This is a genomic window from Bacillus nitroreducens, from assembly GCF_964021195.1.
Genome location: NZ_CAXHYI020000003.1, coordinates 2,480,498 through 2,504,668 on the forward strand (window position 1 = coordinate 2,480,498; position 24,171 = coordinate 2,504,668).

Genomic DNA, 24,171 nt, shown 5'->3' on the forward strand with positions numbered 1-24,171 from the left:
AATGAGATTATTCTTAAACATGTAAGACAAAGCAACACAAACTCACTCTTAGGGGGAATAAAGGAATGAAACGCTTTAAGTTCTTAAGTTTAGCAATGATCACAATCGCCATGCTTGTACTAGCTGCGTGTGGAAATGAAAGCAGTACTGGTGGTAGCGATGAAGAGACAAAAAACGAAAACGAAAATGCAACTGCTGAATTAGAAGGCAGTGTTGTAATTGATGGATCTGGTACTGTATATCCTTTCATGTCAAAAATGGCTGAAAACTATATGTTAAATGAACAAGAAAATGTATCAGTAGAAGTTAGCCGCGCTGGTACTAGTGCTGGATTCAAAAAGTTCTTAGTTGAAGAAGGCGGAACAGATTTCAATGATGCTTCACGTCAAATCAAAGATGAAGAAGCAGCAACTGCTGAAGAACTTGGTATCGATGTAAAAGAATTAAAAGTAGCTCTAGATGGACTAACATTCGTAGTACATCCTAGCAATGACTGGGCAGAGGAATTAACACAACAAGAAGTTATTGATATTTTCTTAGCAAGTGCTGGTAAAACAAATTGGTCAGATGTTCGTGAAGGTTTCCCAGCTGAGCCAATCAAAGCTTATGGACCAAACGAAAACCATGGTACGTATGAATTCTTCTGGGAAAACATTTTAGATGAGCAAGATTTAAGAGAAGATGTAAATCTTCAACAAGAATACTCTACTTTAGTAGATTTAGTTTCTAAAGACGAAAATGCGATTGGATTCTTCGGTTATGGTTATGCAGTTAATAATACTGACAAAGTTAAAATCGTAAAAATTGATTTTGGTAACGGTCCTGTAGAACCAAATACAGATACAATTGCTGAAGATGGAGACTATGGTCCATTCACTAGACCGGTATTTACGTACCTAAATGTGAATATGGCAAAAGAAAAACCACAAGTATTAGACTATGCGATCTACACAATGAAAAATGCAGCTGATGTAGCGGCTGAAACTGGATTTGCTCCACTTCCAGAAGATGAATTAAAAACAGTTGTAGAAGAATTAGAAGCTTTAAAATAAGAGTCGTAACGTGAAGATGAGAGCAATTCTTGCTTCTCATCTTCATCTTGATTTTAGATAGATAGAAAATCCAATAATTTCTGGTCTCAATTAAATGAAAAGGATTGAAGGGAGTTTATCATGAAGGAAGGTTCTAAAGCGTATAACGTCCGCGAGATGATTGCTCATAACAAAACGAATAAAAGTGTAAACTCAGTAATTGAAAAAGTTATTCCAAAAGGATTACTTTTAATTGCGATTATCTCTATTTTAACAACAATTGGTATTGTTCTCACTTTGATGTTTGAAACATTCGAGTTTTTCAAACGTGTACCATTTTTAGACTTCTTTACTGGTACAGTATTAAAGCCCCTTGGCGAATCGGCCGAGTTTGGGGTATTACCTCTTCTAACAGGAACGATTATTTCATCGACCATAGCCATGTTTGTCGCAATTCCTATCGGTTTGATGTCAGCTATCTATTTAAGTGAATATGCCTCAGATCGAGTAAGAAAGATTTTAAAACCAATACTTGAAATTCTTGCAGGAATACCGACGATCGTATATGGTTTCTTTGCATTAACGTTCGTAACACCTCTTTTACAATCTATCATTCCTGGTCTTGAACCGACCAATATCCTCAGTCCAGGTATCGTAATGGGAATAATGATTATTCCTATGGTTGCATCACTATCAGAAGATGCAATGAGCTCAGTGCCAAACTCGATAAGAGAAGGTGCACTAGGTTTAGGCTCGACTAAACTTGAAGTTACATGGAAGGTTGTTATTCCTGCTGCAATGTCTGGAATCATCGCTTCTTTTGTACTTGGTATTTCCAGAGCAATTGGTGAAACCATGATTGTTACTCTTGCTAGTGGTAGTTCAAAGAACTTTACTTTTGATATTACCCAATCTATGCAAACAATGACTTCTTATATTGTAGAAGTGAATAGTGGGGATGCTCCAGCTGGCTCAACTTTATACTATAGTTTATATGCTGTGGCAATTACACTATTCGTATTTACCTTAGTCATGAACTTACTTGCACAATATATTTCTCGCAAGTTTAAGGAGGAATATTAAGAATGAAATATGTAAATGCAGCACAGGTACAAAAGAAGCTTAATACTCGTTTATCGATAAATAAATTAGCAAAGTCCCTCTTTCTAATCTCAATTTTATTTAGTTTAGTCGTTTTAGTTATCCTATTTTATCGAGTCATTTCACAAAGTCTCGGTTGGATTGATCTTCAATTTATTACAAGCAAATTATCAACAGTTGCTGAAAATGCTGGGATCATGGGTGCCATTCTTGGAACCCTTTGGTTAATGGTCGTAGTGGCTCCAATCACACTTATACTTGGGGTTGGAACAGCTATTTATCTTGAAGAATATGCAAAAAAAGGGCGTCTTCAGCGTTTTATTCAAACAAATATTTCTAATCTTGCAGGTGTTCCTTCAATTGTATTTGGAATCTTAGGGTTAACAGTATTTGTCCGTGGATTTGAATTAGGCAATATTGTCTTAGCTGGTGGACTTACAATGTCATTACTTGTTCTTCCAATCGTAGTAGTTGCAAGCCAAGAAGCGATTCGTGCCGTTCCTGGATATTTACGAGAAGCTTCATATGGAATGGGGGCAACAAAATGGCAAACAATTAAAAATGTTGTTCTGCCAGCATCTTTACCAGGGATTCTAACAGGGGCTATTTTGGCACTTTCAAGAGCAATCGGAGAAACAGCTCCACTAGTAGTTCTAGGAATTCCAGCTCTGTTAATTCCACTTCCTGATAGTATTTTTGATAAGTTCACTGTATTACCAATGCAAATTTATTATTGGACACTTGACTCTGCACTTGTGGCCGAATATGCAAATCTAGCAGCTGCAACAATTGTTGTCTTATTACTGATCTTATTTTTAATGAATTCAATTGCGATTATTATTCGGAATAAGTTCCAAAGAAGATTCTAATTGATTTAGGGAGGAATAAAATATGTCTTTACAAATCATTCAAGATAATATAGATATTGAACCGACAAATCAAAAAATTGTATATGATACAAAAGATTTAAACCTATGGTACGGAGAAGAACAAGCATTAAAAAATATTAATTTTCCAATCTATGAAAATGAAGTAACAGCAATCATTGGACCATCTGGATGTGGAAAATCAACTTATATTAAAACATTAAATAGAATGGTTGAACTTGTTCCAATCGTTCGTATTTCAGGAGAAATATTATATCGAGGGAAAAACATATTTGATAAAGCATATAAAGAAGAAGAGCTTCGAACTAAGGTTGGGATGGTTTTCCAAAAGCCTAATCCTTTTCCAAAATCAATCTACGATAACATTGCCTATGGACCTCGAATTCATGGGATACGTAACAAAAAGATTTTAGATGAAATTGTAGAGAAGAGTTTACGTGGAGCTGCGATTTGGGATGAGGTAAAAGACAGACTCCATGAAAATGCATACGGACTATCAGGTGGTCAACAACAAAGAATCTGTATTGCAAGATGTCTTGCCATCGAACCTGATGTGATTCTTATGGATGAGCCAACTTCTGCACTTGACCCAATCTCAACTTTGAAAATTGAAGAGTTAGTACAAGAATTAAAACAAAACTTCAGTATTATTATCGTCACACATAATATGCAACAAGCGGCAAGAATCTCTGACCGAACTGCATTTTTCCTTAGTGGGGAAATCATTGAATATGCAAAAACGGATAAAATGTTTTCAAATCCATCTGATAAGCGTACTGAAGACTATATTACAGGTCGTTTTGGATAATAGATTAAGGAGCGTCAGTTCAACCCTAAACTACGAATAAGGAGAGGAAAATATGGCCATTCGCACGACACTAGATAAAGATTTGGAACGCCTTAAAGAATTACTCATTGAAATGGTGAATTTATCAAAAACAGCCGTTGAAAAATCAGTTCAGTCACTTGCACATCAAAATATCATGATGGCACAAGAAATCATTGAAGAAGATCAAAAAATTAACGAGCTAGAAGAAAAGATTAACAATTTAATTATACAATTAATCGCGCAACAACAACCAGTGGCGTCTGATCTTCGTGCGATTATCGCTGGACTTAAAATATCAAATGATGTGGAGCGGATTGGAGACCTAGCCGTTAATATTGCTAAATCTGTTCTTCATATCGGAGAAAGCCCGCTCATTAAACCAATCGTAGATTTACCAAAAATGGCGGATATGTCCATTGATATGTTAACAAAAGTCATTCAAGCCTATATTGATAGTGATATTGACTTAGCGATACAAACTGCGAAGTATGACGATAATGTGGATGAACTATATGGAAAAATCATCAATGAATTGTTTGAATTAATGCCAACAAAACCTGAATCGCTCAATCAAATCACTCAATTAGCCTTTATTTGCAGAAATCTCGAACGAGTAGCTGACCATACTACAAATATGTCTGAACACATTATCTATATGGTCAAAGGAAAAAATGTCGATCTAAATGCATAAAAAACAAACTCAAGCTTAATTAGCTTGAGTTTCAGACTGTTGATAAACGCTTGCATACTTCGTTGCTAGCCTCACTTGTCCGCTCATGAAGGCAACTATAATATTCGCGTCTTCGAACGGTGAGCGCGCCTTGTCTGACAAGCATTTACGAGAACAGTCTGGGAAAGAGAATCTTACTAGTGTTTTTTATAAAAATGAGTATAGACAAAGTCAAGTTTGACTTTGTCTACATTCTGAAGCTCAAGCTTAATTAGCTTGTTTTTTTACTTTACAGTCAAATAATAAACAAGTCCGTACACAATCGTAGATAAGATAATGCCAATAGCAATACCTCGTAATAAAGATTTATTCATTAAATTAGCCCCATTTTCCTTGCTTGTTCTAAGATGAGTCGTACTTCTTCAACTGGTAAGTTCGCTCTCTTACCAATTTCCTCGTAACTTAATCCTTTATCATATAATGACAGGATGGTGGAATTTGATAAGTCCATCACACTTGTTTGTGGCAGTCTCATATCATTGTCGATATCATTTGTTAGAAGCTCTTCTTCTAGGACTTTTATTTTTTTCTTTAACAAATATGTTTCTTGTATAACCGATAACGAAAGTTGTTCCATTTCTTCTTGTAACATTTTAACTGGATCTTTTCCATAATAGGAGATGACAAGAAGAAGGATTGCGAGAGCTAATAAGATAATTATTGCATACTCCATATTCTTCACTCCATTCCATTTCTAATCTTATCGTAAGTTGATATCAGGGACAACATAATGACCGCTTTTGAACCGTATTCTGGTATAGTAATTAGAAATTTTTGCACAAAAAAAATAGGACTGGAATTTTAATAAATTAAATGGTATGATATGTAGGTCTGATTAAAGCTTTATATGTTTGGAGGGAAATGAACATGCGTGTAAAAATCACTTTAGCTTGCACTGAAACTGGTGATCGTAATTATATTACAACTAAAAATAAGCGTAACAACCCTGACCGTCTTGAACTTAAAAAATATAGCCCAAGACTAAAAAAGGTTACTCTACACCGTGAAACAAAGTAACAGTAGGAAGCAACTTCCTGCTGTTTTTTTTATACCATATTATAAGGTTTATTCACCTTGAAACTGGTAGGGGAAATGAAAAGGTTATGATTGAGGATCGTCGCCAGCTAAGACAGAAACATTGTGCGATCTAATGAATATGAAGAAGTTCCTACTGATTGAAGTTACACTTTGTAATAAAATATTAAATGAGAGGAGCGGATTCGATTTGAAAACAAAACAAGAATTGCGAAAAGAAATGAAGGACACGCTACAGTCTATTAATAAAAATCAGTTAGAACAGTGGTCTCAAGAAGTTGCTGAACGGGTCTTTACACTACACGAGTGGAAACAAGCTAACACGATCGGAATTACTATTTCGGGTGAATATGAAGTCAACACCACTGATATAATTAAAAAAGCTTGGGAACTCAAGAAACGAGTGGCGGTACCGAAATGCCATCCAAAAACGAAAACAATGACATTCCGTGAAATTACGTCTTTTACTCAATTAGAGGTTGTCTATTATGGTCTTAAGGAACCGATTGAAGAACTAACAGCAGAAGTTTTACATACCGAAATAGACTTATTATTTGTTCCAGGTCTTAGTTTTGAACCAAATGGATTTCGCCTTGGTCATGGTGGAGGTTACTACGATAGATACTTGGCAGAGTATCAAGGAGATACGCTATCACTAGCATTTCCAAAGCAGATAGTTGAAAAAATACCAGTTGAACCATTTGATATACCAGTTCAAAAAATCGTGACAAACACGAGGGTTATTAAAGTCCATGATTAATCTTTTTATCCAGATACTTGCTTCGGTTATGGTTGCAATAGCGGGTAATAAGCGCAAATCTTTAACAATAAGTGGAGCAGTTGGGACGATAATCGTTGGAAGTGCAGTATCGATTGGCTTTGGTTATCGTGGCTTACTTCTATTAGGTTTGTTTTTTGCAAGCTCAAATTTTTGGAGTAAATACAAGGTTGAAGATAAAGACAGTTTAAAAAATAAAGTGGAAAAAGGAGAGCAGCGAGATATCATTCAAGTGTTTGCCAATGGTGGTATTGGAGCAATGGCAAGTCTCATGTTTGCATGGACTGATACCGTAACGTGGCTCATTCTTTTTGTAGGCTCAATTGCTGCAGCGACAGCCGATACTTGGGCATCCGAAATTGGAACGTTGAGTAAGAAGAAGCCGATTTTGTTACTAAAAATGAAGCGGGTGGATGCAGGGACATCAGGAGCTGTGTCCCCACTAGGTACGTTTGCAGCGGCAGCCGGCTCTCTCTTGATCAGCCTGCTAGCATTTTTCGTTTGGCCAGAGGTTTCTTTCATTATGTTCATAGGGCTAACTTTGATAGGTTTTGGTGGTAATCTAATTGATACGATCATTGGAGCTACAGTTCAAGTGGTTTATAAATGCTCCGTCTGCGGAATGGAGACGGAGAAACATAACCATTGTGGACAGAAAACGATCTATTTTAAAGGATTTCGATCTTGTAATAATGATGTGGTAAATTTTCTATCCATCCTGTTAGCATCTGTAGTTGGAACATATTTCCTAACAATTTTACTCGGATAAAATGAAAGGGTTAGACAAAAAGTATATCTAGGAGGGATATACATGTTAAGCATATTAACCCGAATAGCTATAGTTGTTGGTGGGATTTATGCAATCTACAGGTACCGTTATCGTATTTTTAATCGCGTATTCGGTAATCCTGCGATTCGTCGTTTTGCGATTAGTTCGTCAATGAAAATCCCATATTTACGTAGCAGAATGATCCAACAAGCCTTCCGATAGTATTTGTGACCTGTTGAAGTCCTTTCAACAGGTTTTTTCTATATTTAAGACAGAAATTTGGAAACAGGGATGAAAATACGTTTATAATAAGAGAATGAACCACATCAGTGAGGGGGGATTAGGTGTTCAGTCAAGACTATTTATATTGGAAAGTCATTCAGGAACTACAATCGAAAGGTGGTTACCGAATTCTCCAATTATCAAAATCAACCAATGAGGTCTGGCTTGAAACAACACAGAAAAACAAGCCACGAATTCTTCGTATCTTACGCCATGACTTAGATTGGAGCAATTGGATGCAGAGGGACATGGAAATAACTGCAGGCCGATTGGAACAACTTAGAAAGCGTCTATATGCTCGTAAACTGGATGCACTTACAATTTATATCACGACCTATCCGCCTGTTGATGATTGGAAATTTCGATTAGAACACCCACTGCATGCAGGTACGAAAGGTCTGACTACACTACATACGATATTAATTGATTCAGAAAATAAAAGGGCTGGATTAGAAGAAGTTTCGAAATTTGTTCATACTGAGTTTGAAATAGAGGATCAATTAATTCATATGGGGCCTGAAAGTATTGAAAAGCTAAAGCTTGATGTGATTACGGAAGCAAACAAACGAATTTCGAATGAAAAACAAGTATTTCAAAATGGGAAACCGTTTTTTACATATATTTTAATCGCGATACAATTGATTATGTTTGCCATTTTAGAACTTAATGGAGGCAGCACGAATACTGCAACCCTGTTAAAATATGGAGCAAAGGAAAACTTCCGAATCTTAAATGGTGAATGGTGGCGTTTCTTCAGCCCGATGATTTTACATATTGGGTTTATCCACCTCCTTATGAACACCTTTGCGTTGTATTATTTAGGAACGGAAGTAGAGCGTCTGTACGGAAAGTGGAGATTTATATGGATATATGTATTTGCAGGATTTATGGGCAGCCTTGCAAGTTTTGTGTTTAATGCAAATATCTCCGCTGGTGCTTCTGGAGCTATATTTGGATGTTTTGGAGCTTTATTGTTTTTCGGTGCAGCTAACCCATCATTATTTTTTAGAACAATGGGTCCAAATATCATAGGAATTATTATCATCAACTTATTCCTTGGTTTCGTGATTCCAGGTATTGATAATTCAGGTCATATTGGTGGCTTAGTTGGCGGCTTTTTGGCAGCGAGTATTGTTCATTTGCCGAGACGTAAGGAATTCGCAAAACGATTAGGTGGCCTTGTGGTAACAGTGGGGGCAGTTGGGGTATTAATCTATATCGGTTATGTAAGTCAACCTCATGCTGATAACCCACGGTTTATTGTACAAACCGCCCAAGAATACATAGAATCTAATGAAATCAATAAAGCATATGAAATGTTAAAAAATGCAGAAGAGAAGGGTGTAGTTGCACCAGAAGTGTATTTTTATTTATCTTATGCTGAAATAAAGCTTGGAAAATTGGAGGATGCTCGAGATCATTTAAAAATTGTTACGAAAAGAGCGCCAGATATTTCAGAAGGACATTATAATCTCGCACTTGTCTATGTTCAATTACAAGAATTTGATAATGCCAGAAATGCAGCAGAACAAGCAATTAAAGTTGATCCGGATAATGAAAACTATCAAGAACTTATTAAGGAATTAAATACAATTGAAACAAACCCATTATAAAAGTGTCTCACAACGAGGCGCTTTTCTTTATTTTCCCTGAATAAGTATGTTTTTCCAATTTTAGGTCAAAGATGGATTAGTAGCCTTAGCGAAAAACGAGTTGTCTTTGTACGTGATTGGAGTGATTCACATGGGAATTGAAAAAGAAAAACCAAAGCATCCCGTTTCAACCAGCCTAAAAGAAAATCAAGACTATTTAAAAGAAGCTCTTGGTGTAGACAAAAGCTTTGATGTGATCCAAGTAGATGTTCGTTATGCTGGAAAAGATATGTCCATGTTTTTAATTGACGGACTTATTAAAGATGATATTTTACACTTATTACAAAAATTTCTCGCAAAGCAAGATGAAAAAATTTTAAATATAGATGGATTAGAAAAGCTTATTAAAACGTATATCCCATATGTCGAAGTTGAAAGCACAGATGACCTTGATAAGGCTGTCGACATGGTCCTTGCGGGTCCAACGGCATTAGTAATTGATGGCATTGATAGGGTTATCTTAATTGATGCTAGAACCTATCCAGTTAGAGGACCACAAGAACCTGACACAGAACGTGTTGTTAGAGGTGCAAGGGATGGTTTTGTCGAAACCATTGTCTTTAATACTGCATTAACGAGAAGAAGAGTCAGGGATCGATCACTTCGAATGGAATACATGCAAGTGGGAAGACGTTCCAAAACGGATATTGTCGTTAGTTATATTGAAGACATTGCGGACCCTGAACATGTGAAACAAGTGAAAGATGCCTTAGCCAAAATTGATACGGATGGTTTACCGATGGGTGAAAAAACCATTGAAGAATTTATTTCAGGTCGCCATTATAATCCATATCCTGTCGTAAGATATACGGAAAGACCTGATACAGCTGCTTCACATCTTTTCGAGGGTCATATCATTATCATGGTTGACGGTTCGCCAAGTGTTCTGATTACACCTACATCTTTTTGGCATCATATGCAACATGCTGAGGAATATCGGAATAATCCAGTGGCTGGACTATATTTGCGATTGGTTCGTTATATTGGTGTATGGGCATCGCTGTTTTTGTTGCCACTCTGGTATCTATTTGCTGTTCATCCAGAGTTGTTACCAGACAATCTTAAATTTATTGGCCCAAATGATGACGGGAGTATACCATTGATTCTGCAGTTCTTTCTAATTGAAATTGGAATTGATCTGTTGCGAATGGCGGCCATTCATACCCCGACCTCTCTTGCTACTGCACTGGGACTTGTCGCTGCCATGTTAATTGGGCAGGTCGCCGTTGAAGTCGGTTTATTTACAAATGAAGTAATCTTGTATCTTGCCATCGCTGCAATTGGGACCTTCTCGACACCAAGTTATGAGATGAGCCTTGCAAACCGCCTAGCGCGCCTATTTTTCTTACTGACAACCAGTTTATTTGGAGTATTAGGCTTTGTTGGAGGAATAACCCTCTGGATTATCTATTTAGCCAGAATGAAATCATTTAATGTCCCATATCTATGGCCGTTTATTCCATTTTCCCTCAAAGGATTTAAGGACGTCTTATTTCGTGCACCGATTCCGTTAAAAAGAAATCGCCCGAAAATCTTGCATCCTAAGGATCCAGACAAATAAGGAGTGTTCACTTTTTGTGAGCACTCTTTTACATTTTAAGGACTTTTGTTAGAAAGACTTGCGTGTTTCATTATTTTTCAATAAGCTAATGATATATTGTCCTATTCAGAAGGTGAAAATGTGAAAACAATCTATGATATTCAGCAATTCCTAAAAAAATTTGGCACCATTATTTATGTTGGGGACCGAGTCGCCGATCTAGAATTAATGGAAGCAGAGATAGAAGAGCTTCATCGCTCACAACTCATTGAAACAAAGGATTATCAAACAGCTATTTTACTACTGCGTCAAGAAATTGTATGGGAAACCGAAAAAAGAACAAAAAGTAAATAAAAACAAAAGGGATGGAATACAGATGGAGAACTTATTAATTGGTATTGATTTAGGTGGAACAACGATCAAACTTGCATTTATTACACAGGAAGGTGAGATTGTTACCAAATGGGAAATTCCAACTGATAAGTCAGGTAAAAAAATTATCCCTGACATAGCTGAAGCAATTGATGCAAAATTAAACGAACTACAACTTACCAAAGCGCAATTTAGTGGAGTAGGTATGGGAGCACCAGGTCCAATTAATTTCGAGGAAGGTATCCTCTATAAAGCAACTAATATAGGAATAAAGGAAATGTTCCCTTTAAGAGCTGAACTTGAGGAGAAAATAGGTTTACCAGCAGTTGCGGATAATGATGCAAATGTCGCTGCAATTGGTGAAATGTGGAAAGGTGCAGGAGAAGGTGCAAAGGATCTTCTTTGTGTTACATTGGGAACTGGCGTAGGTGGAGGAATTATTTCCAACGGTGAGGTGATTCGTGGAATTAGCGGGTCTGGTGGAGAAATTGGTCATATTACCTCCATTCCAGAAGGTGGCGCATTATGTGGTTGTGGCAAGACTGGCTGTATTGAAACAATTGCATCAGCAACAGGTATTGCCCGTTTGGCAAAAGAGGCCATACATAGCAAAAACGAACAAAGTATCCTTCGTGATGTAGACGGTGACATCACTTCTAAGGACGTCTTTGAGGCAGCTGGAAAAGGTGACCAACTTGCTCAAGAAATTATCGAAAATATTACTTATCATCTCGGTCTCGCATTAAGCCATATTGCAAATGGATTAAACCCTGAAAAAATCGTTATTGGTGGCGGTGTCTCAAAAGCTGGCGACCAATTACTACTTCCATTACGTAAACAATTTCAACGATTTGCATTTCCGAGGGTTGCGGAAGCGGCTGAAATCACCATTGCAACATTAGGAAATGATGCAGGTGTAATAGGTGCTGCATATCTTGCGAAAACAAAGTTGTAATATAATTGTCGCATATAAGTAAGAATATACATGATCAATGTCAAATAGATAAAAGAGATTTCATAATGAAATCTCTTTTTTTACACATTTGTAAGAAAATTTAAAAGATTATTACTTTTATTAACTATGAAACTTTCGAGTCAACTAAACGTCTTATAAGTATATACATATTGTACATCAATTTTGATCTATAAATTCGCATGTCTAGATGATTGATTTTTAAGAAAAAACGTATTAAGATTAGGATTAGATTTTCGGATTACTAAAAAATGGTATTGAAACAATAGTTTCTTGTTACTCCGCCGTCCCTGAATCCAAGGAGGTTTTTTGATGATTAGATCATCAACTATATCCAAGACAAAATTTATTTTTTTAGCTGCATCTATGCTTTGGATTAAAACATATCTTGTCTATAAAACTAGCTTTGATATTAAAATAGAAAACTTGATGCAGGAGTTTATTTTGCTCATAAACCCATTAAGTTTTTTATTGTTGTTCTTTGGTGTTTCTTTTTTTATGAAGGAAAAAAGTCGAAACAAATTTATCATATTTGCTAGTTTCATATCATCATTTGTTTTGTTTGCAAATGTTGTCTTTTATAGATTCTTCAATGACTTTTTGACACTTCCTGTTCTCTTTCAAACAAGTAATATGGGGGATTTAGGCACGAGTATCACAGAAAGTCTGAGATTCACTGACCCACTATTGTTTATCGATGTGGTTATTCTTATTTTAATTCATAAATACAGACCGAGTTTCACGAAAATTAAAACCATTACGAAGCGGGAACGTAGAGCATATTTTATCATGGTAGCATTTGTTTTCTTTTTAAATCTTGGTTTAGCTGAAATACAGCGTCCACAACTGTTGACAAGAACTTTCGACCGTGAAATGTTAGTGAAAAATATTGGGACATACAACTATCAAATTTATGACATTGTTCTTCAATCAAAGTCGTCAGCGCAGCGAGCTCTGGCTGATAGCAGTTCATTTATCGAAATAGAAAACTACTTGAAGGCAAATCAAAAGGACACAGGTGATACATTTGGTATTGCTCATGGTAAAAATGTTGTCATTATCTCGATGGAGTCCCTTCAAAACTTTGTCATTAATGAAACTATAGATGGAGAAGAAATCACTCCGTTCTTAAATGATTTTATTAATGAAAGTTATTACTTTGAAAATTTTTATCACCAAACAGGTCAGGGGAAAACGTCTGATTCAGAATTTTTATTAGAGAATTCCTTGTATCCACTAGGGCGTGGAGCTGTTTTCTTTACCCATGCTAACAATGAATATAAAGCAACGCCCGAAATCGTTAAGGAGTATGGATACTTTTCTTCTGTTTTACATGCAAATAATAAAACCTTCTGGAATCGTGATATTATGTATGATTCATTAGGGTATGACAAATTCTTTGATATAGAAAGCTATGAAGTAACAGAAGAAAATTCAATTGGATGGGGATTAAAGGACATCGATTTCTTTGAACAATCGATTGATTTACTAAAGTCGCAGCCACAACCATACTATTCGAAATTTATTACGTTAACAAATCACTTCCCGTTTGAGCTTGAAGAACAAGACAAAATGGTTAATGAATATCATTCTAATTCTAGAACCCTAAATCGTTACTTCCCAACTGTTCGGTATATGGATGAGTCACTTAAGGTCTTTTTTGACCGACTTAAAGAAGAGGGAATGTATGAGAATACAATTTTCATTCTTTACGGGGACCACTATGGAATTTCTGAGAACCATAATAAAGCAATGGCTCAATTTTTAGAAAAAGATGAAATCACACCATTTGATTCGGTTCAATTGCAAAGAGTTCCTTTAATTATTCACATTCCAGGAGTAACAGATAAGGACCCACAGGTGATTTCCGAAGTATCTGGTCAAATCGATTTAAAACCAACGATTTTAAGTCTTCTTGGAATAGATATAAAAAATGATGTCCATTTTGGAAATGATTTATTTGCGAAGGATCGATTCCCATTCACGGTACTACGAGATGGTAGCTTTATTACCGATAAGTATGTCTTTACAAAAAATGCTTGTTACGACAAAGCTACTGGTGAGGAGACAGAACTCGAATTATGTGAGCCATATATGGAAAAAGCAGGATTAGAATTAGACTATTCGGATGAAATTATCTATGGGGACCTTCTCCGTTTTTATGAAGGAACTTCTTATAGTGAACATGTCCCTAAGAAATTTGCTGAATAAAAATCGAAGCCTTGGCCAAATTGGTCAAGGCTTTTCTACTGACATGAAGGACATACCTCTATTCATAAACTAGGAGTAGATGGAATGAGGAGGGTGTTTAGTGAAGGTTACGGTCCGCCCGGGAGATACGTTCTGGTATTACAGTCAATTATTTGCAATCCCCATACATTTGTTAATTGACTCCAATTCACACGTAAATAGCCAAAATTTGCAGATTGGAACAACTGTAGACATACCTGGTTTTATTTTATCGGAACATAAAATTGTTCCTGGCGATACATTATGGAAGTTAGCAAAATCACGTACCCTTGTAGTCGATGCTTTGTTACTAGTGAATCCAGGTATGATTGCTGAATCTCTTCAGGTTGGTCAAACAATACGATTACCAGAAAGAGTAATTAAACCAATCGTAAATGGAAAGCGGGTATACAAATCTGAGGATATGATGAAGGATATTGAGAAATTAAAATCGATTTACCCATTTTTACGAACAACATCGATTGGACAAAGCGTGCTTGGAAAAGACCTACTGGAACTAGGAATAGGAAGAGGAGCAAAAAGAGTTCATTGGAATGGTTCTTTCCATGCGAATGAATGGATCACAACGAATGTGATTATGACGCTCTTAAATGACTTCTTACTTGCGTACACAAATTCAACACCAATTAGAGGATTTTATATCGAGCCATTCTATTTTCAAACAATCCTTTCAATTGTACCGATGGTAAATCCAGATGGTGTTGATTTGGTTTTAAATGGGCCTCCTCAGCAGGAACCCTATAGACAGGAAGTTATCAAAATAAATAACGGAAAATTCGACTTCAAAGACTGGAAAGCAAATATTAGGGGTGTTGATCTAAATAATCAATTCCCTGCGAATTGGGAAATAGAAAAAGAAAGGAAGGAACCTAAGACGCCAGCGCCTAGAGATTATCCAGGTGATGCACCACTAACGGAGCCCGAAGTCATTGCCATCGAAAAACTTACAAGGAGCTCTAATTTTGCCTGTGTAATAGCCTTTCATACCCAAGGTGAAGTCATTTTTTGGGGGTATGAGGGGTTAGAACCGCCAGAGGCTAAAGCGATAGCAAACGAGTTTTCAAAGGTAACGGGATATCGAGCTGTACGTTTTGTTGATAGCCACGCTGGTTACAAGGATTGGTTTATACAAGAATGGAGGCGACCTGGTTTTACATTTGAATTAGGTAAAGGGGTAAATCCATTACCTTTATCTCAATTTGATGAAATCTATCAGGAAACACTGGGAGCGTTTTTAGCATCATTATATATGTGAAAACTCAGTGTGAAAAAGCTGGTCAAAGTGCTAGCTTTTTTGCTTGCTTTGAAACTTATTAAGAGGCATAATCGTATTATCTATTAAGGGATAAATTTGAAAAATGTAATGTGTTTATAGAGAAAAAAGAGGTGATTACCAAGTTGGTGAGAAAATGTATATTCTTTATCATGTTTCTTTTTCTTCTAACTGCTTGTAACTCTCATCAACTGTATGATATAAGTGATGCACCGAAAAGTAGGAATAAGAATGTGACAAAAGGTCCTATACCATCGGAATTCATTGAGGGAAACCAGCAGATACAACGACTTGATCTCCGAGGAGAACAGTTTAATCGGGTCGGTGAATGGTTTGATGATGAAAGTATTCTTTTTATACTTGATGAAAATAATGGTTCTACGATTTATAGATATCATCTATATACAGGTGAAAAAGCGCCCTTTATTGAAACCGAAGCTCCAGTTTTGACAATGAAAGCAAATGAAGACCATTCTCTATTTCTAATACATACTTCAGATACTCAAAATAAAGCGAAGGTAACGATTGTGGATAAAGAAGGAATGGTTCAATTCGAATGGGAAGTACAATCCTTTGATTTGTTCTATAGTTGGAATCCGTATCAGGTAGACCAGGTCTTTGTTACATCGTTTTTAGAGGATTGGTCGTTTCAAACACATTTACTTGATATATCCTCCGAAAAAATAACCAAATATGAAGTATTCCAGCCATTTGTGCAATGGCTTGGACCAAAGACCATATCGTATTTAAAATGGGATCAAAACGAGCTTGATTTTTTTGCACCGCTATATTCTCACCATCTGGATACAAAAACAGAAGGCCTCTTATTTGAAGACATTATTTCATTTGTAGCATATAAAAACTTATTAGTGACGTATGAATTAATTCAGGGTGAGGAAGCATCTGCGAATGTTGGATTTTATAATCCTGAAAAAAATCAAAAACTACATGAGTTTAAGATGCCGCTATTAAGTGACTACTCCAAATGGTATATTCCATTTGCAGACTATAATGTTGGGCAAAAAAAGTTTTATTCGTTTAAGCCATATTCAACAGGTGCCTTTGATACGTACGGTGAAAAGTTCGAACTTGTTTCCTATGACATGAGTACGGGTACAGAAGAGGTTATTCTTGAAAAAGTAGATGACCAGCCGCTTAATTTTTCCCCAAATGGGTTCTTGTGTCTATACGGATTTCAGTTTGAGAAGATAATTGATATGAAGACCAAAAGTATAAATGATTTTATTGTTTATTAACCTAAATGAAAAGCCATCGGAGAATTGTCCGATGGCTTTTATACATATTAGTGAGCAGATGGGAACCCATCTTTTAAGATTGTCATGATTGTAAACCAGCCAATTACTAAAAAGGTTCCTGTTGAGAAAGCTAAGGCTAGAAGGTTCTTTTCGCGTAAAGAACGAATAATTCCAAACGCAGATAAAATTACTATTAATGCAAAGATAATCATTAGACCCATGTGACTTACCCCCTTGCTATAATCAATGATCATAAAAAGTGCGCCTCTACTTTTACACATTCATACTTACTATTTTCCCCAAAGTATGAAATATTACAACATCTTCATGTGTATGTCGCAAGAAATGTTGTTCGAAAGGCAGAGAATTCTTGTCCCGCATTTACAGGCAGTAGGATACTCTTCCATTACTTCAGACAGTTGAAGAAGAAGCTTTACATCCATTAGCATGTAAATGCTTGATTGGCTCGACTAACTACTAGTATAGGTTTAAAGAAAACCCTTACTGTAGAAAGTTGCACCGTATGTAAAGAAATAGATAGATTCATTCTATATTCTAATCGTTTTATCTGTTTTTGTCGAGGAGGAAAAAATGACACTTTCAAGACATTTACAAAAAACAGGCTTATTTTTGCGAATAAGAAGGGGGCTATCTGCTTAGTGCTTTTTTCAATGTAACCGATGGTGTACAATGATGTTAGATTGAAAAAGACGGAGGGAAATGTTATGAAGTGGCAAAGGATTCCGTTAGGACCCCTACAAACAAATGCATACATACTATCAAATACTCAAAAAGATTGTGTTATCTTTGATCCAGGTGGTGATGGTCAAAAATTAAATACAGTCATAAGACAACAAGGACTTACACCTGTTGCGATACTGTTAACACATGCTCATTTCGATCATATTGGTGCGATTGACGATGTACTGGCTCAATGGAATATTCCAGTGTATATACACGAGAAAGAGAAAGAGTGGTTGAAGGACCCTGCTTTAAATGGATCAGCATCTTTTATTCCTGGACACGAAATTTTATCAAAAGTAGAACCGACGATCCTCCCGAAAGAAGGAGTGTTTTCAATAGGTGAATTCACTTTTGACCTTTTTTACACACCAGGCCATTCACCAGGAAGTGCTTCATATTATAGTAAAGAAGTGGGAGTTGTTTTTTCAGGTGATGCCCTATTCCAAGGAAGTATTGGGAGAACAGACTTGCCTGGTGGAAGTCACAACCAATTACTAACTAGCATTCATGAAAAATTACTTACATTACCAGAAGATACAATTGTTTTATCTGGGCATGGACCTGAAACGACGATTGAAGCAGAAATGGATTACAATCCATTTTTAAATGGTTTCTAACATGTATTCATTAAAACAGAAAAGGCCTAACTCAGGAGAGTCAGGCCTTTTCTGGGGGATGTTTTGCACTAGAAATCTCGATCCTAATGCGTATTTCTTGGCATTCGCCAAAACTTATATATCCGTATAATGGGAGGGATATTGTAAGCTATTAATTTTACAATATTATAATATAAACACTGTGTCAATGGTGAAAATTAGCAGAAGGTGAGCATATGCTAAACATACTAAAAAAGGTGATACAATCATCTCCAAACGAACAAATCACATATGAAAAATATATGAATACAGTCTTATACCATGAAAAAAAGGGATACTACATGAAGAATGGAGAAAAGATTGGTAGACATGGAGATTTCATCACGAGCAGTAACATATCTACGATCTTTGGCAAACTGTTTGCATCCCTTTTTCATAAATTGATTGCAATTGAAAAAATACCTCCTTTCATCTGTGAAATAGGTGGGGGGAATGGTCGATTTGCAAGAGCAGTACTTGATGAACTAGAGAATAACTATAGTGATACCTATCAAAACCTTACCTATCTGATCATCGAATCTAGTCCGTATCATATGCAGCTACAGAAAGAGCATCTTCCAGTCGGTAAACAAGTGGTCCAGTATCAAAGTCTTGATGAAGCAAAAAAGGATTTCCCAATCTTTCATGGCATACTTTTCTCAAATGAATTATTTGATGCGTTTCCAGTAAGAGTGATTGAAATGAAGGAAAATATTCTCCATGAAGTAAAAATAACGTTACAAGAAGACGATCAAATCACAGAAATTCTTACTCCACTTACAGATGGACGGATTTTTCAATATTTAACTACTTACAAAATAAAACTTGTTAATGGCCAGAGATTTGAAGTGCCCCTTCAAATGCTTGATTACCTTACAGATTTAAGTAGCTTTCTTGGGAATGTCGCTGTATTTACGGTTGATTATGGATATTCCAAGGAAGAATGGAAAGAGCCATCAAAAAGAAAGGGAAGTCTGCGAGGATATTATAAGCATCAATTAATTGAAAATCCGCTAGAACATCCTGGTGAAATGGATCTCACTACCCATATTCATTTCGACACACTCATTTCATATGGCTTAGAACAAGGACTTGAATTTGTAAAGAAGATGAGACAGGATGAATTTTTGTTAGCAGCAGGCATCCTTGCTTTCCTGCAGGAGAATTATGATGCCAATCCATTTTCGGAAAATAGTAAACGAAATCGTGCAATTCGTTCAATCATCATGGGTGATGGTATGAGTTCTGCGTTTCATGTCGTGATTCAGCAAAAAAACATAAAAATCAAGTGGGAGCAAATTTTAAAAAACATATAAAAAAGCGATGTTACCATCGCTTCAGACTGTTGACAAACGCTTGCATATTTCGTTGCTAACTTCACTCGTCCGCTCATGAAGACAATTTCTATTCGCGCCTTCGATCGGCTGCGCGCCTTGTCTGACAAGCGTTTTCAAGACAGTCTAGGAAAGTGAATCTTACTAGTTTTTCCTATAAAAATGAGTGTAGACAAAGTCAAGTTTGACTTTGTCTACACTCTGAAAGCGAAGTTACTTATCGCTTGTTTTTAGTGACCTCCACCAAGTGGCATCATAAAAGTTGTCCAATAAGAGAAGGCACAGAAGAAAATGGTTAAATATGCGCCAAACACGTAAATATACATTCTTTCAGACAATTTTAAATAGCTTAAAAGGACGAAAAATCCGGTTTGTGCAAAGAAAATTAGTGCTAGAACATCCATACCACCAACGTAGAACATTACTGCAAAGATACCTGTCCAAAAACCTAAAACTCGGTACATACGTTCCATATGTATAATTTCCCCCCCTTGTAAATGATAGACACTCACTTTAATTATTATAATGTAACGATTACATAAAAGTAAACCTTACTTTGCGACAATTGCGTGATAACTGCAAGAATTACATCCTAAAATGATATTTTCTGATTCCTCCAGCACGACATCATCAAATAGTAAATCAAACATTCCTCTTAGAAACGCATGGTGCATGCCACAAACGGCTTCAAAATTTTCTTGTGCAATTTCTTTAAAAGGGCAATTGTTAATCTTTAAGAAGATTTTCGTCTTATCTTTATTATGGTCTAAATCTGGATAAAAACCCGCAACCGTTGAGGCCTTTTTTAAAATATCGAGTTTTTGTTCAAAAGTGAGTTCATGGATGGAAACTGGAATTTGGTGGTTTACCAATTCTTCACCAAATCGTCTACCTGTGAGCTCAAGCGCTTTTCTTCCTACATCACCAAGAGTAGCCATGGTTTCAATTGCAATTTTAGAAAGTAACTGATAATCGCGAAATGGAAAATTAATTTGGATGTGGTCGTTTGATAAACGATATAGACGACTAGGTCGACCGCCTTTTCCTGTTTTCTTTGCTTCAGAAACGAGCATGTTTACATCTTCTAATTTTGTTAAGTGCAGTCTAGCAACATTCGGATGAATTTCAAATTCTTCAGCGATTTCTTGTACAGTAACATCTTCATTTTTTTTAATAATATATTGATAAATATAAAAACGTGTTGGATCTGCTAAAACGTTTGTTATTTTCAGTGTTTGTTCCACTGTATTCACTCCTTGCGACCCTAATGATACCTCAATTATAGTACACGTAAACATCATCATTATGTGATTTATATCACTTGTGGATAATTGTTCATAAATAAACAAAAAATTTATAAAAATATACTGACATACTTATCGCAATATCAACATATAATGTATTGATTCCTCCTAATGATAGATAAATCGATAAGAGCTTTAAAAATGCAACCCTGGTATGTAGGGTTGTATTTTTTTTTAGTTCAAAAAAAGTTCACAAATAAATGTAGGAAAAAAGAAGGGTATTGTAGATTTTTGTTGAATTATGTTACCTGCAAGAGAAAAAAATAAACTGTGTTCAAAAAAGAGGATGAAGAGGATCGCATCGACAAGAACAAAAAGTCCTGTACATCGAAATTTTAAAGCGGCATAGCTTTTAGTATTTATAAAATGTATAAGTTTACACGTGAAGTACGCAAAAAGTATGCTGACGAGATTCCACAGAATGGTTACGACGATGTTGGACGCAGTATGTGTTTTCTATTCGTAGAAGTTCTTGTAGAGATGCATGATATTCACCGAATTTTTTGAGCAACAACTAAGGAGGAGTGAATTATTTGAGTGAAATTGAACAACTCGGTGATCAATTGGTTGAAGATGCGTGGTCAATGAATGCATCTGATATTCATTTTGTGCCGAAAATTAATGATGCCATCGTTCAATACCGGCTCGACAGTGATTTATTTAATAAGCAAACCATTCCAAAGAATGTTTGTGAACGCCTGATTTCCCATTATAAATTCCTAGCAGGAATGGATATTGGAGAAAGGAGAAGACCGCAGAATGGTTCGATTACCTTAAATCTCAAAGGCATAACCATTAACCTTCGATTGTCTACACTACCTACACCTTACAACGAAAGTCTAGTCATACGTATCCTACCCGAAACACCGACTTATTCTCTTGCCAATTTATCGTTATTTCCAACTATGACAACGAAATTACTCTCGCTATTAAAGCACTCACATGGGTTAATTATATTTACAGGGCCAACAGGATCTGGTAAAACGACCACCCTTTATTCCTTGCTGCACGCCACTAAGAAGCTATTCAACCGAAACATCATTACATTAGAAGATCCAATTGAAAAAAGAAGTGATGATGTGTTACAGGTTCAGGTGAATGAAAAAGCTGGAATTACCTATGCACATGGCTTAAAGGCAATTTTGCGTCATGATCCCGATATTATCATGGTGGGGGAAATAAGGGATTCAGAAACGGCAAAAATTGCTGTACGTGCCGCTCTCACAGGTCACTTAGTTCTCACTACTATGCATACAAGAGATACCAAGGGAGCAATCTACCGTCTTTTAGAATTTGATGTGTCTTTGCAGGAAATTGAGCAAACCTTAATCGCAATCGCCTCTCAAAGGCTGGTTGATCTCAAATGTCCTTATTGCGAAGGGAAATGTACACCACATTGCAAAAAGTATCGAAAGGTAAGAAGGGTAGGGGTGTACGAACTTTTAAATGGACATGCCTTAACAGAGGTAATGAAAGAAGCAAGAGGCGAAAAGTGCGAATATCGCTATGAAAAATTAAAGGATGTCATCAAAAAGGGGATTGCCCTCGGTTATTTGTATCCAGATGCAATGGAAAGATGGGTCGTCCATGATGACAAGGAAAAGAAATAAAAATTGGACCATTAGGGAACAAGCATTATACCTTAGTAGAATTGGTAATTTACTTGATCAAGGATATTCCTTTGAACAGGCATCTCAATTTTTACAATTTCAATTACCTGAAAAACATAGTAAAGATATTAGTGCCATTATCGAAAGTTGTAAGCAAGGAGAAACATTATATACAGCTTTTAGTCAGGTTGGTTTTCACAAGGATATTCTCGGTTATATTTATTTTGCTGAGCAACATGGAGATGTTTCATTTGCTCTACGTGAAGGAAGTGCAATGCTACAGAGAAAGCTTAAACATCTGGAAAAAGGAAAGAAACTAATCCGTTATCCACTAGCACTGTTGTTGTTTGTCGGTTTCATGTTTACGATGATTGAAAAAATCCTTTTGCCACAATTTGAAAGCTTATTTACCTCGATGAGTTATAAACAAACGTTAATCTCTACAATCTTATTAAGACTCCCTGAGCTAAACCGATATGTGCTCCTCATTGTCGGTGCCCTTTTATTCATTTGCCTCGCGTATTATTTTCTACATTTTCAAAAACGTACTCCAGTTGAAAAAATGAAACTACTCTTAAAGATTCCTATTTTTAAAAAAATAACAATTATGTTTAATTCACATTTCTTTTCTGTGCAACTCAGTAACTTGTTGAAAGGTGGTCTGTCTATTTTTCAAGCATTAACTATGTTTGAGCAGCAACATCACTCGCCTTTTTTCCGAGAGGAAGCAAAGGAAATGAAACAGCTTTTACGAGCGGGAAATCGATTTGAAGACATTCTACGAGTGCGAGAATTTTACGAGGATGATTTAGCGATGGTCATTGCACATGGCCAATCAAACGGAAATGTAGCAAGCGAGCTCCAACATTATAGCCAATATGTCATGGAAAAAGTCGAGGAGAAAATGACTAGAATACTAGCCGTTGTTCAACCAATATTGTTTGCGTTCATTGGCATCATTATCATGCTGATGTACGGTGCCATCATGGTCCCGATGTTTCAACTATTAAACGGAATATAGAAAGGAAGAGGTAGATGAAAGTCAAAAATCAAAAGGGATTTACCCTTGTGGAAATGTTAATTGTGTTATTAGTTGTTTCGATTTTGTTGTTGATTACGATCCCAAATGTGACTAAGCATAATAGTGTTATAAAGGACAAGGGCTGTGATGCGCTTGTGAAAATGGTTGAAGCTCAGGTTCAGGCTTATGAGTTGGAAAAGGGAGAAAAAGTTTCAGATATAGGAAGCATAGTTAGTGATGGTTACTTGGAAAAAGCACCTGTGTGTCCGAATGGAGATCAGATTTCAATTACAAATGGGGTTGTAGTTGTTGCACCTAAGGAAAGTTGATGATAAAGGCTTCACCTTAATAGAAGCTTTACTTGTTCTATCAATTGTTATCATTATTTCTTCGATCAGTCTCCTCCAACTTAGACCTCTACATGAATCAAAGAAAATGGACCATTTTCTTGAGCAATTACAAAATGACATATTTTTTAGCCAGCAGTTTGCGATCAGTCATAGTGAACCGATGAGGATGTACTTCGATGCGGGTAAATCTTCTTATCGACTTAATAGAGGAACGAGAAACACAGTTGTTTTCATGCGCAGCATTGACCCTGCAATTCAAATTCAATATACGACATTGGGTTCGGGTTTAGCTTTTAACAGTAGTGGAAATATCCAGCGAGCTGGAGAAATTCGGTTTAAATACAAGGATTCCACCTATATTGTTACGTTTTTACTAGGAAAGGGAAGGTTTTATGTTAGTAAGAGATAAGAGGGG

26 protein-coding genes are annotated in these 24,171 nt (G+C 36.3%); 22 read left to right on the forward strand and 4 right to left on the reverse strand.

Annotated elements, in window-relative coordinates; translation table 11 throughout:
- Positions 1–65 precede the first annotated feature (65 nt).
- From ACWPVE_RS15855 to phoU, 5 genes are all read left to right on the forward strand, one after another.
- Positions 66–1,052, forward strand: coding sequence for a PstS family phosphate ABC transporter substrate-binding protein (locus tag ACWPVE_RS15855; RefSeq protein ID WP_453994964.1), 987 nt, complete (start codon positions 66–68; stop codon positions 1,050–1,052).
- Positions 1,053–1,172: 120 nt separating this feature from the next.
- Positions 1,173–2,114 carry a phosphate ABC transporter permease subunit PstC gene (pstC, locus tag ACWPVE_RS15860; protein WP_453994966.1) on the forward strand — a complete coding sequence of 314 codons (942 nt, stop codon included), beginning with the start codon at positions 1,173–1,175 and terminating at the stop codon, positions 2,112–2,114.
- Positions 2,115–2,116: 2 nt separating this feature from the next.
- Positions 2,117–3,001: a phosphate ABC transporter permease PstA gene (gene pstA, locus ACWPVE_RS15865; protein ID WP_453994968.1), complete on the forward strand. Its 885-nt coding sequence runs from the start codon at positions 2,117–2,119 to the stop codon at positions 2,999–3,001.
- Between the two features lie 22 nt (positions 3,002–3,023).
- Positions 3,024–3,827 (forward strand): phosphate ABC transporter ATP-binding protein PstB, encoded by an 804-nt coding sequence (gene pstB / locus ACWPVE_RS15870; RefSeq protein WP_453994970.1) that lies wholly within the window; start codon positions 3,024–3,026, stop codon positions 3,825–3,827.
- Positions 3,828–3,879: 52 nt separating this feature from the next.
- Complete coding sequence (gene phoU, locus ACWPVE_RS15875) at positions 3,880–4,539, forward strand: phosphate signaling complex protein PhoU (protein WP_453994972.1); 660 nt, start codon at positions 3,880–3,882, stop codon at positions 4,537–4,539.
- Between the two features lie 352 nt (positions 4,540–4,891).
- Here phoU and ACWPVE_RS15880 read toward each other — a convergent pair whose 3' ends face one another.
- The gene (locus ACWPVE_RS15880) at positions 4,892–5,251 is read right to left on the reverse strand and encodes a hypothetical protein (protein WP_453994974.1); all 360 of its coding nucleotides are present in this window, start codon (positions 5,249–5,251) and stop codon (positions 4,892–4,894) included.
- A gap of 194 nt (positions 5,252–5,445) precedes the next feature.
- On the opposite strand from ACWPVE_RS15880, the gene rpmG reads away from it, so the two are divergent.
- The 11 genes from rpmG (at position 5,446) to ACWPVE_RS15935 (ending at position 16,758) form a co-directional block, all read left to right on the forward strand.
- Positions 5,446–5,595, forward strand: coding sequence for a 50S ribosomal protein L33 (rpmG, locus tag ACWPVE_RS15885; protein ID WP_116354497.1), 150 nt, complete (start codon positions 5,446–5,448; stop codon positions 5,593–5,595).
- Between the two features lie 208 nt (positions 5,596–5,803).
- On the forward strand, positions 5,804–6,373 hold the full coding sequence (locus tag ACWPVE_RS15890) for a 5-formyltetrahydrofolate cyclo-ligase (protein WP_453994977.1): 570 nt from the start codon (positions 5,804–5,806) through the stop codon (positions 6,371–6,373).
- Positions 6,366–7,160, forward strand: a complete 795-nt coding sequence (locus tag ACWPVE_RS15895) for a DUF92 domain-containing protein (RefSeq protein WP_453994979.1) — start codon at positions 6,366–6,368, stop codon at positions 7,158–7,160. The genes ACWPVE_RS15890 and ACWPVE_RS15895 overlap by 8 nt, the downstream gene beginning before the upstream one ends.
- 42 nt (positions 7,161–7,202) lie before the next feature.
- Positions 7,203–7,382, forward strand: coding sequence for a hypothetical protein (locus tag ACWPVE_RS15900; RefSeq protein ID WP_453994981.1), 180 nt, complete (start codon positions 7,203–7,205; stop codon positions 7,380–7,382).
- A gap of 122 nt (positions 7,383–7,504) precedes the next feature.
- The gene (locus tag ACWPVE_RS15905; protein ID WP_453994983.1) at positions 7,505–9,055 is read left to right on the forward strand and encodes a rhomboid family intramembrane serine protease; all 1,551 of its coding nucleotides are present in this window, start codon (positions 7,505–7,507) and stop codon (positions 9,053–9,055) included.
- Positions 9,056–9,185: 130 nt separating this feature from the next.
- Positions 9,186–10,655 (forward strand): spore germination protein, encoded by a 1,470-nt coding sequence (locus tag ACWPVE_RS15910; protein ID WP_453994985.1) that lies wholly within the window; start codon positions 9,186–9,188, stop codon positions 10,653–10,655.
- Positions 10,656–10,775: 120 nt separating this feature from the next.
- Positions 10,776–10,988, forward strand: a complete 213-nt coding sequence (locus ACWPVE_RS15915; RefSeq protein ID WP_453994987.1) for a YqgQ family protein — start codon at positions 10,776–10,778, stop codon at positions 10,986–10,988.
- Between the two features lie 22 nt (positions 10,989–11,010).
- Positions 11,011–11,961, forward strand: coding sequence for an ROK family glucokinase (locus tag ACWPVE_RS15920; protein WP_453994989.1), 951 nt, complete (start codon positions 11,011–11,013; stop codon positions 11,959–11,961).
- 333 nt (positions 11,962–12,294) lie between these two features.
- Positions 12,295–14,190 carry an LTA synthase family protein gene (locus tag ACWPVE_RS15925; RefSeq protein WP_453997588.1) on the forward strand — a complete coding sequence of 632 codons (1,896 nt, stop codon included), beginning with the start codon at positions 12,295–12,297 and terminating at the stop codon, positions 14,188–14,190.
- A gap of 100 nt (positions 14,191–14,290) precedes the next feature.
- Positions 14,291–15,484, forward strand: a complete 1,194-nt coding sequence (locus ACWPVE_RS15930; RefSeq protein WP_453994991.1) for a M14 family metallopeptidase — start codon at positions 14,291–14,293, stop codon at positions 15,482–15,484.
- Between the two features lie 251 nt (positions 15,485–15,735).
- On the forward strand, positions 15,736–16,758 hold the full coding sequence (locus tag ACWPVE_RS15935) for a YqgU-like beta propeller domain-containing protein (RefSeq protein ID WP_453994993.1): 1,023 nt from the start codon (positions 15,736–15,738) through the stop codon (positions 16,756–16,758).
- A gap of 47 nt (positions 16,759–16,805) precedes the next feature.
- Here the strand turns inward: ACWPVE_RS15935 and ACWPVE_RS15940 are convergent, their stop codons facing one another.
- Complete coding sequence (locus ACWPVE_RS15940) at positions 16,806–16,979, reverse strand: DUF2759 domain-containing protein (protein WP_453994995.1); 174 nt, start codon at positions 16,977–16,979, stop codon at positions 16,806–16,808.
- Positions 16,980–17,483: 504 nt separating this feature from the next.
- On the opposite strand from ACWPVE_RS15940, the gene ACWPVE_RS15945 reads away from it, so the two are divergent.
- Both ACWPVE_RS15945 and ACWPVE_RS15950 read left to right on the forward strand, forming a co-directional pair.
- Positions 17,484–18,119, forward strand: coding sequence for an MBL fold metallo-hydrolase (locus ACWPVE_RS15945; RefSeq protein WP_453994997.1), 636 nt, complete (start codon positions 17,484–17,486; stop codon positions 18,117–18,119).
- A 215-nt stretch (positions 18,120–18,334) separates the two neighbouring features.
- On the forward strand, positions 18,335–19,453 hold the full coding sequence (locus ACWPVE_RS15950) for a class I SAM-dependent methyltransferase (protein ID WP_453994999.1): 1,119 nt from the start codon (positions 18,335–18,337) through the stop codon (positions 19,451–19,453).
- A gap of 248 nt (positions 19,454–19,701) precedes the next feature.
- On the opposite strand, the gene ACWPVE_RS15955 is transcribed toward ACWPVE_RS15950, so the two are convergent.
- Both ACWPVE_RS15955 and ACWPVE_RS15960 read right to left on the reverse strand, forming a co-directional pair.
- The gene (locus ACWPVE_RS15955; RefSeq protein WP_453995001.1) at positions 19,702–19,944 is read right to left on the reverse strand and encodes a DUF2626 domain-containing protein; all 243 of its coding nucleotides are present in this window, start codon (positions 19,942–19,944) and stop codon (positions 19,702–19,704) included.
- Between the two features lie 78 nt (positions 19,945–20,022).
- On the reverse strand, positions 20,023–20,715 hold the full coding sequence (locus ACWPVE_RS15960) for a helix-turn-helix transcriptional regulator (RefSeq protein ID WP_453995003.1): 693 nt from the start codon (positions 20,713–20,715) through the stop codon (positions 20,023–20,025).
- A 593-nt stretch (positions 20,716–21,308) separates the two neighbouring features.
- Here ACWPVE_RS15960 and comGA point away from each other — a divergent pair.
- Genes comGA through comGD form a run of 4 tightly spaced genes read left to right on the forward strand, consistent with a single transcriptional unit; the run spans position 21,309 to position 24,165 of the window.
- A complete protein-coding gene (gene comGA, locus ACWPVE_RS15965) occupies positions 21,309–22,385 on the forward strand; it encodes a competence type IV pilus ATPase ComGA (protein WP_453995005.1) in 1,077 nt (358 codons plus the stop codon).
- On the forward strand, positions 22,363–23,406 hold the full coding sequence (gene comGB / locus ACWPVE_RS15970; protein WP_453995007.1) for a competence type IV pilus assembly protein ComGB: 1,044 nt from the start codon (positions 22,363–22,365) through the stop codon (positions 23,404–23,406). Before comGA ends, comGB begins: the two co-directional genes overlap by 23 nt.
- Positions 23,407–23,420: 14 nt before the next feature.
- Complete coding sequence (gene comGC / locus ACWPVE_RS15975; RefSeq protein ID WP_453995009.1) at positions 23,421–23,735, forward strand: competence type IV pilus major pilin ComGC; 315 nt, start codon at positions 23,421–23,423, stop codon at positions 23,733–23,735.
- On the forward strand, positions 23,716–24,165 hold the full coding sequence (gene comGD, locus ACWPVE_RS15980; protein ID WP_453995011.1) for a competence type IV pilus minor pilin ComGD: 450 nt from the start codon (positions 23,716–23,718) through the stop codon (positions 24,163–24,165). The genes comGC and comGD overlap by 20 nt, the downstream gene beginning before the upstream one ends.
- The last annotated feature ends 6 nt before the right edge of the window (positions 24,166–24,171 follow it).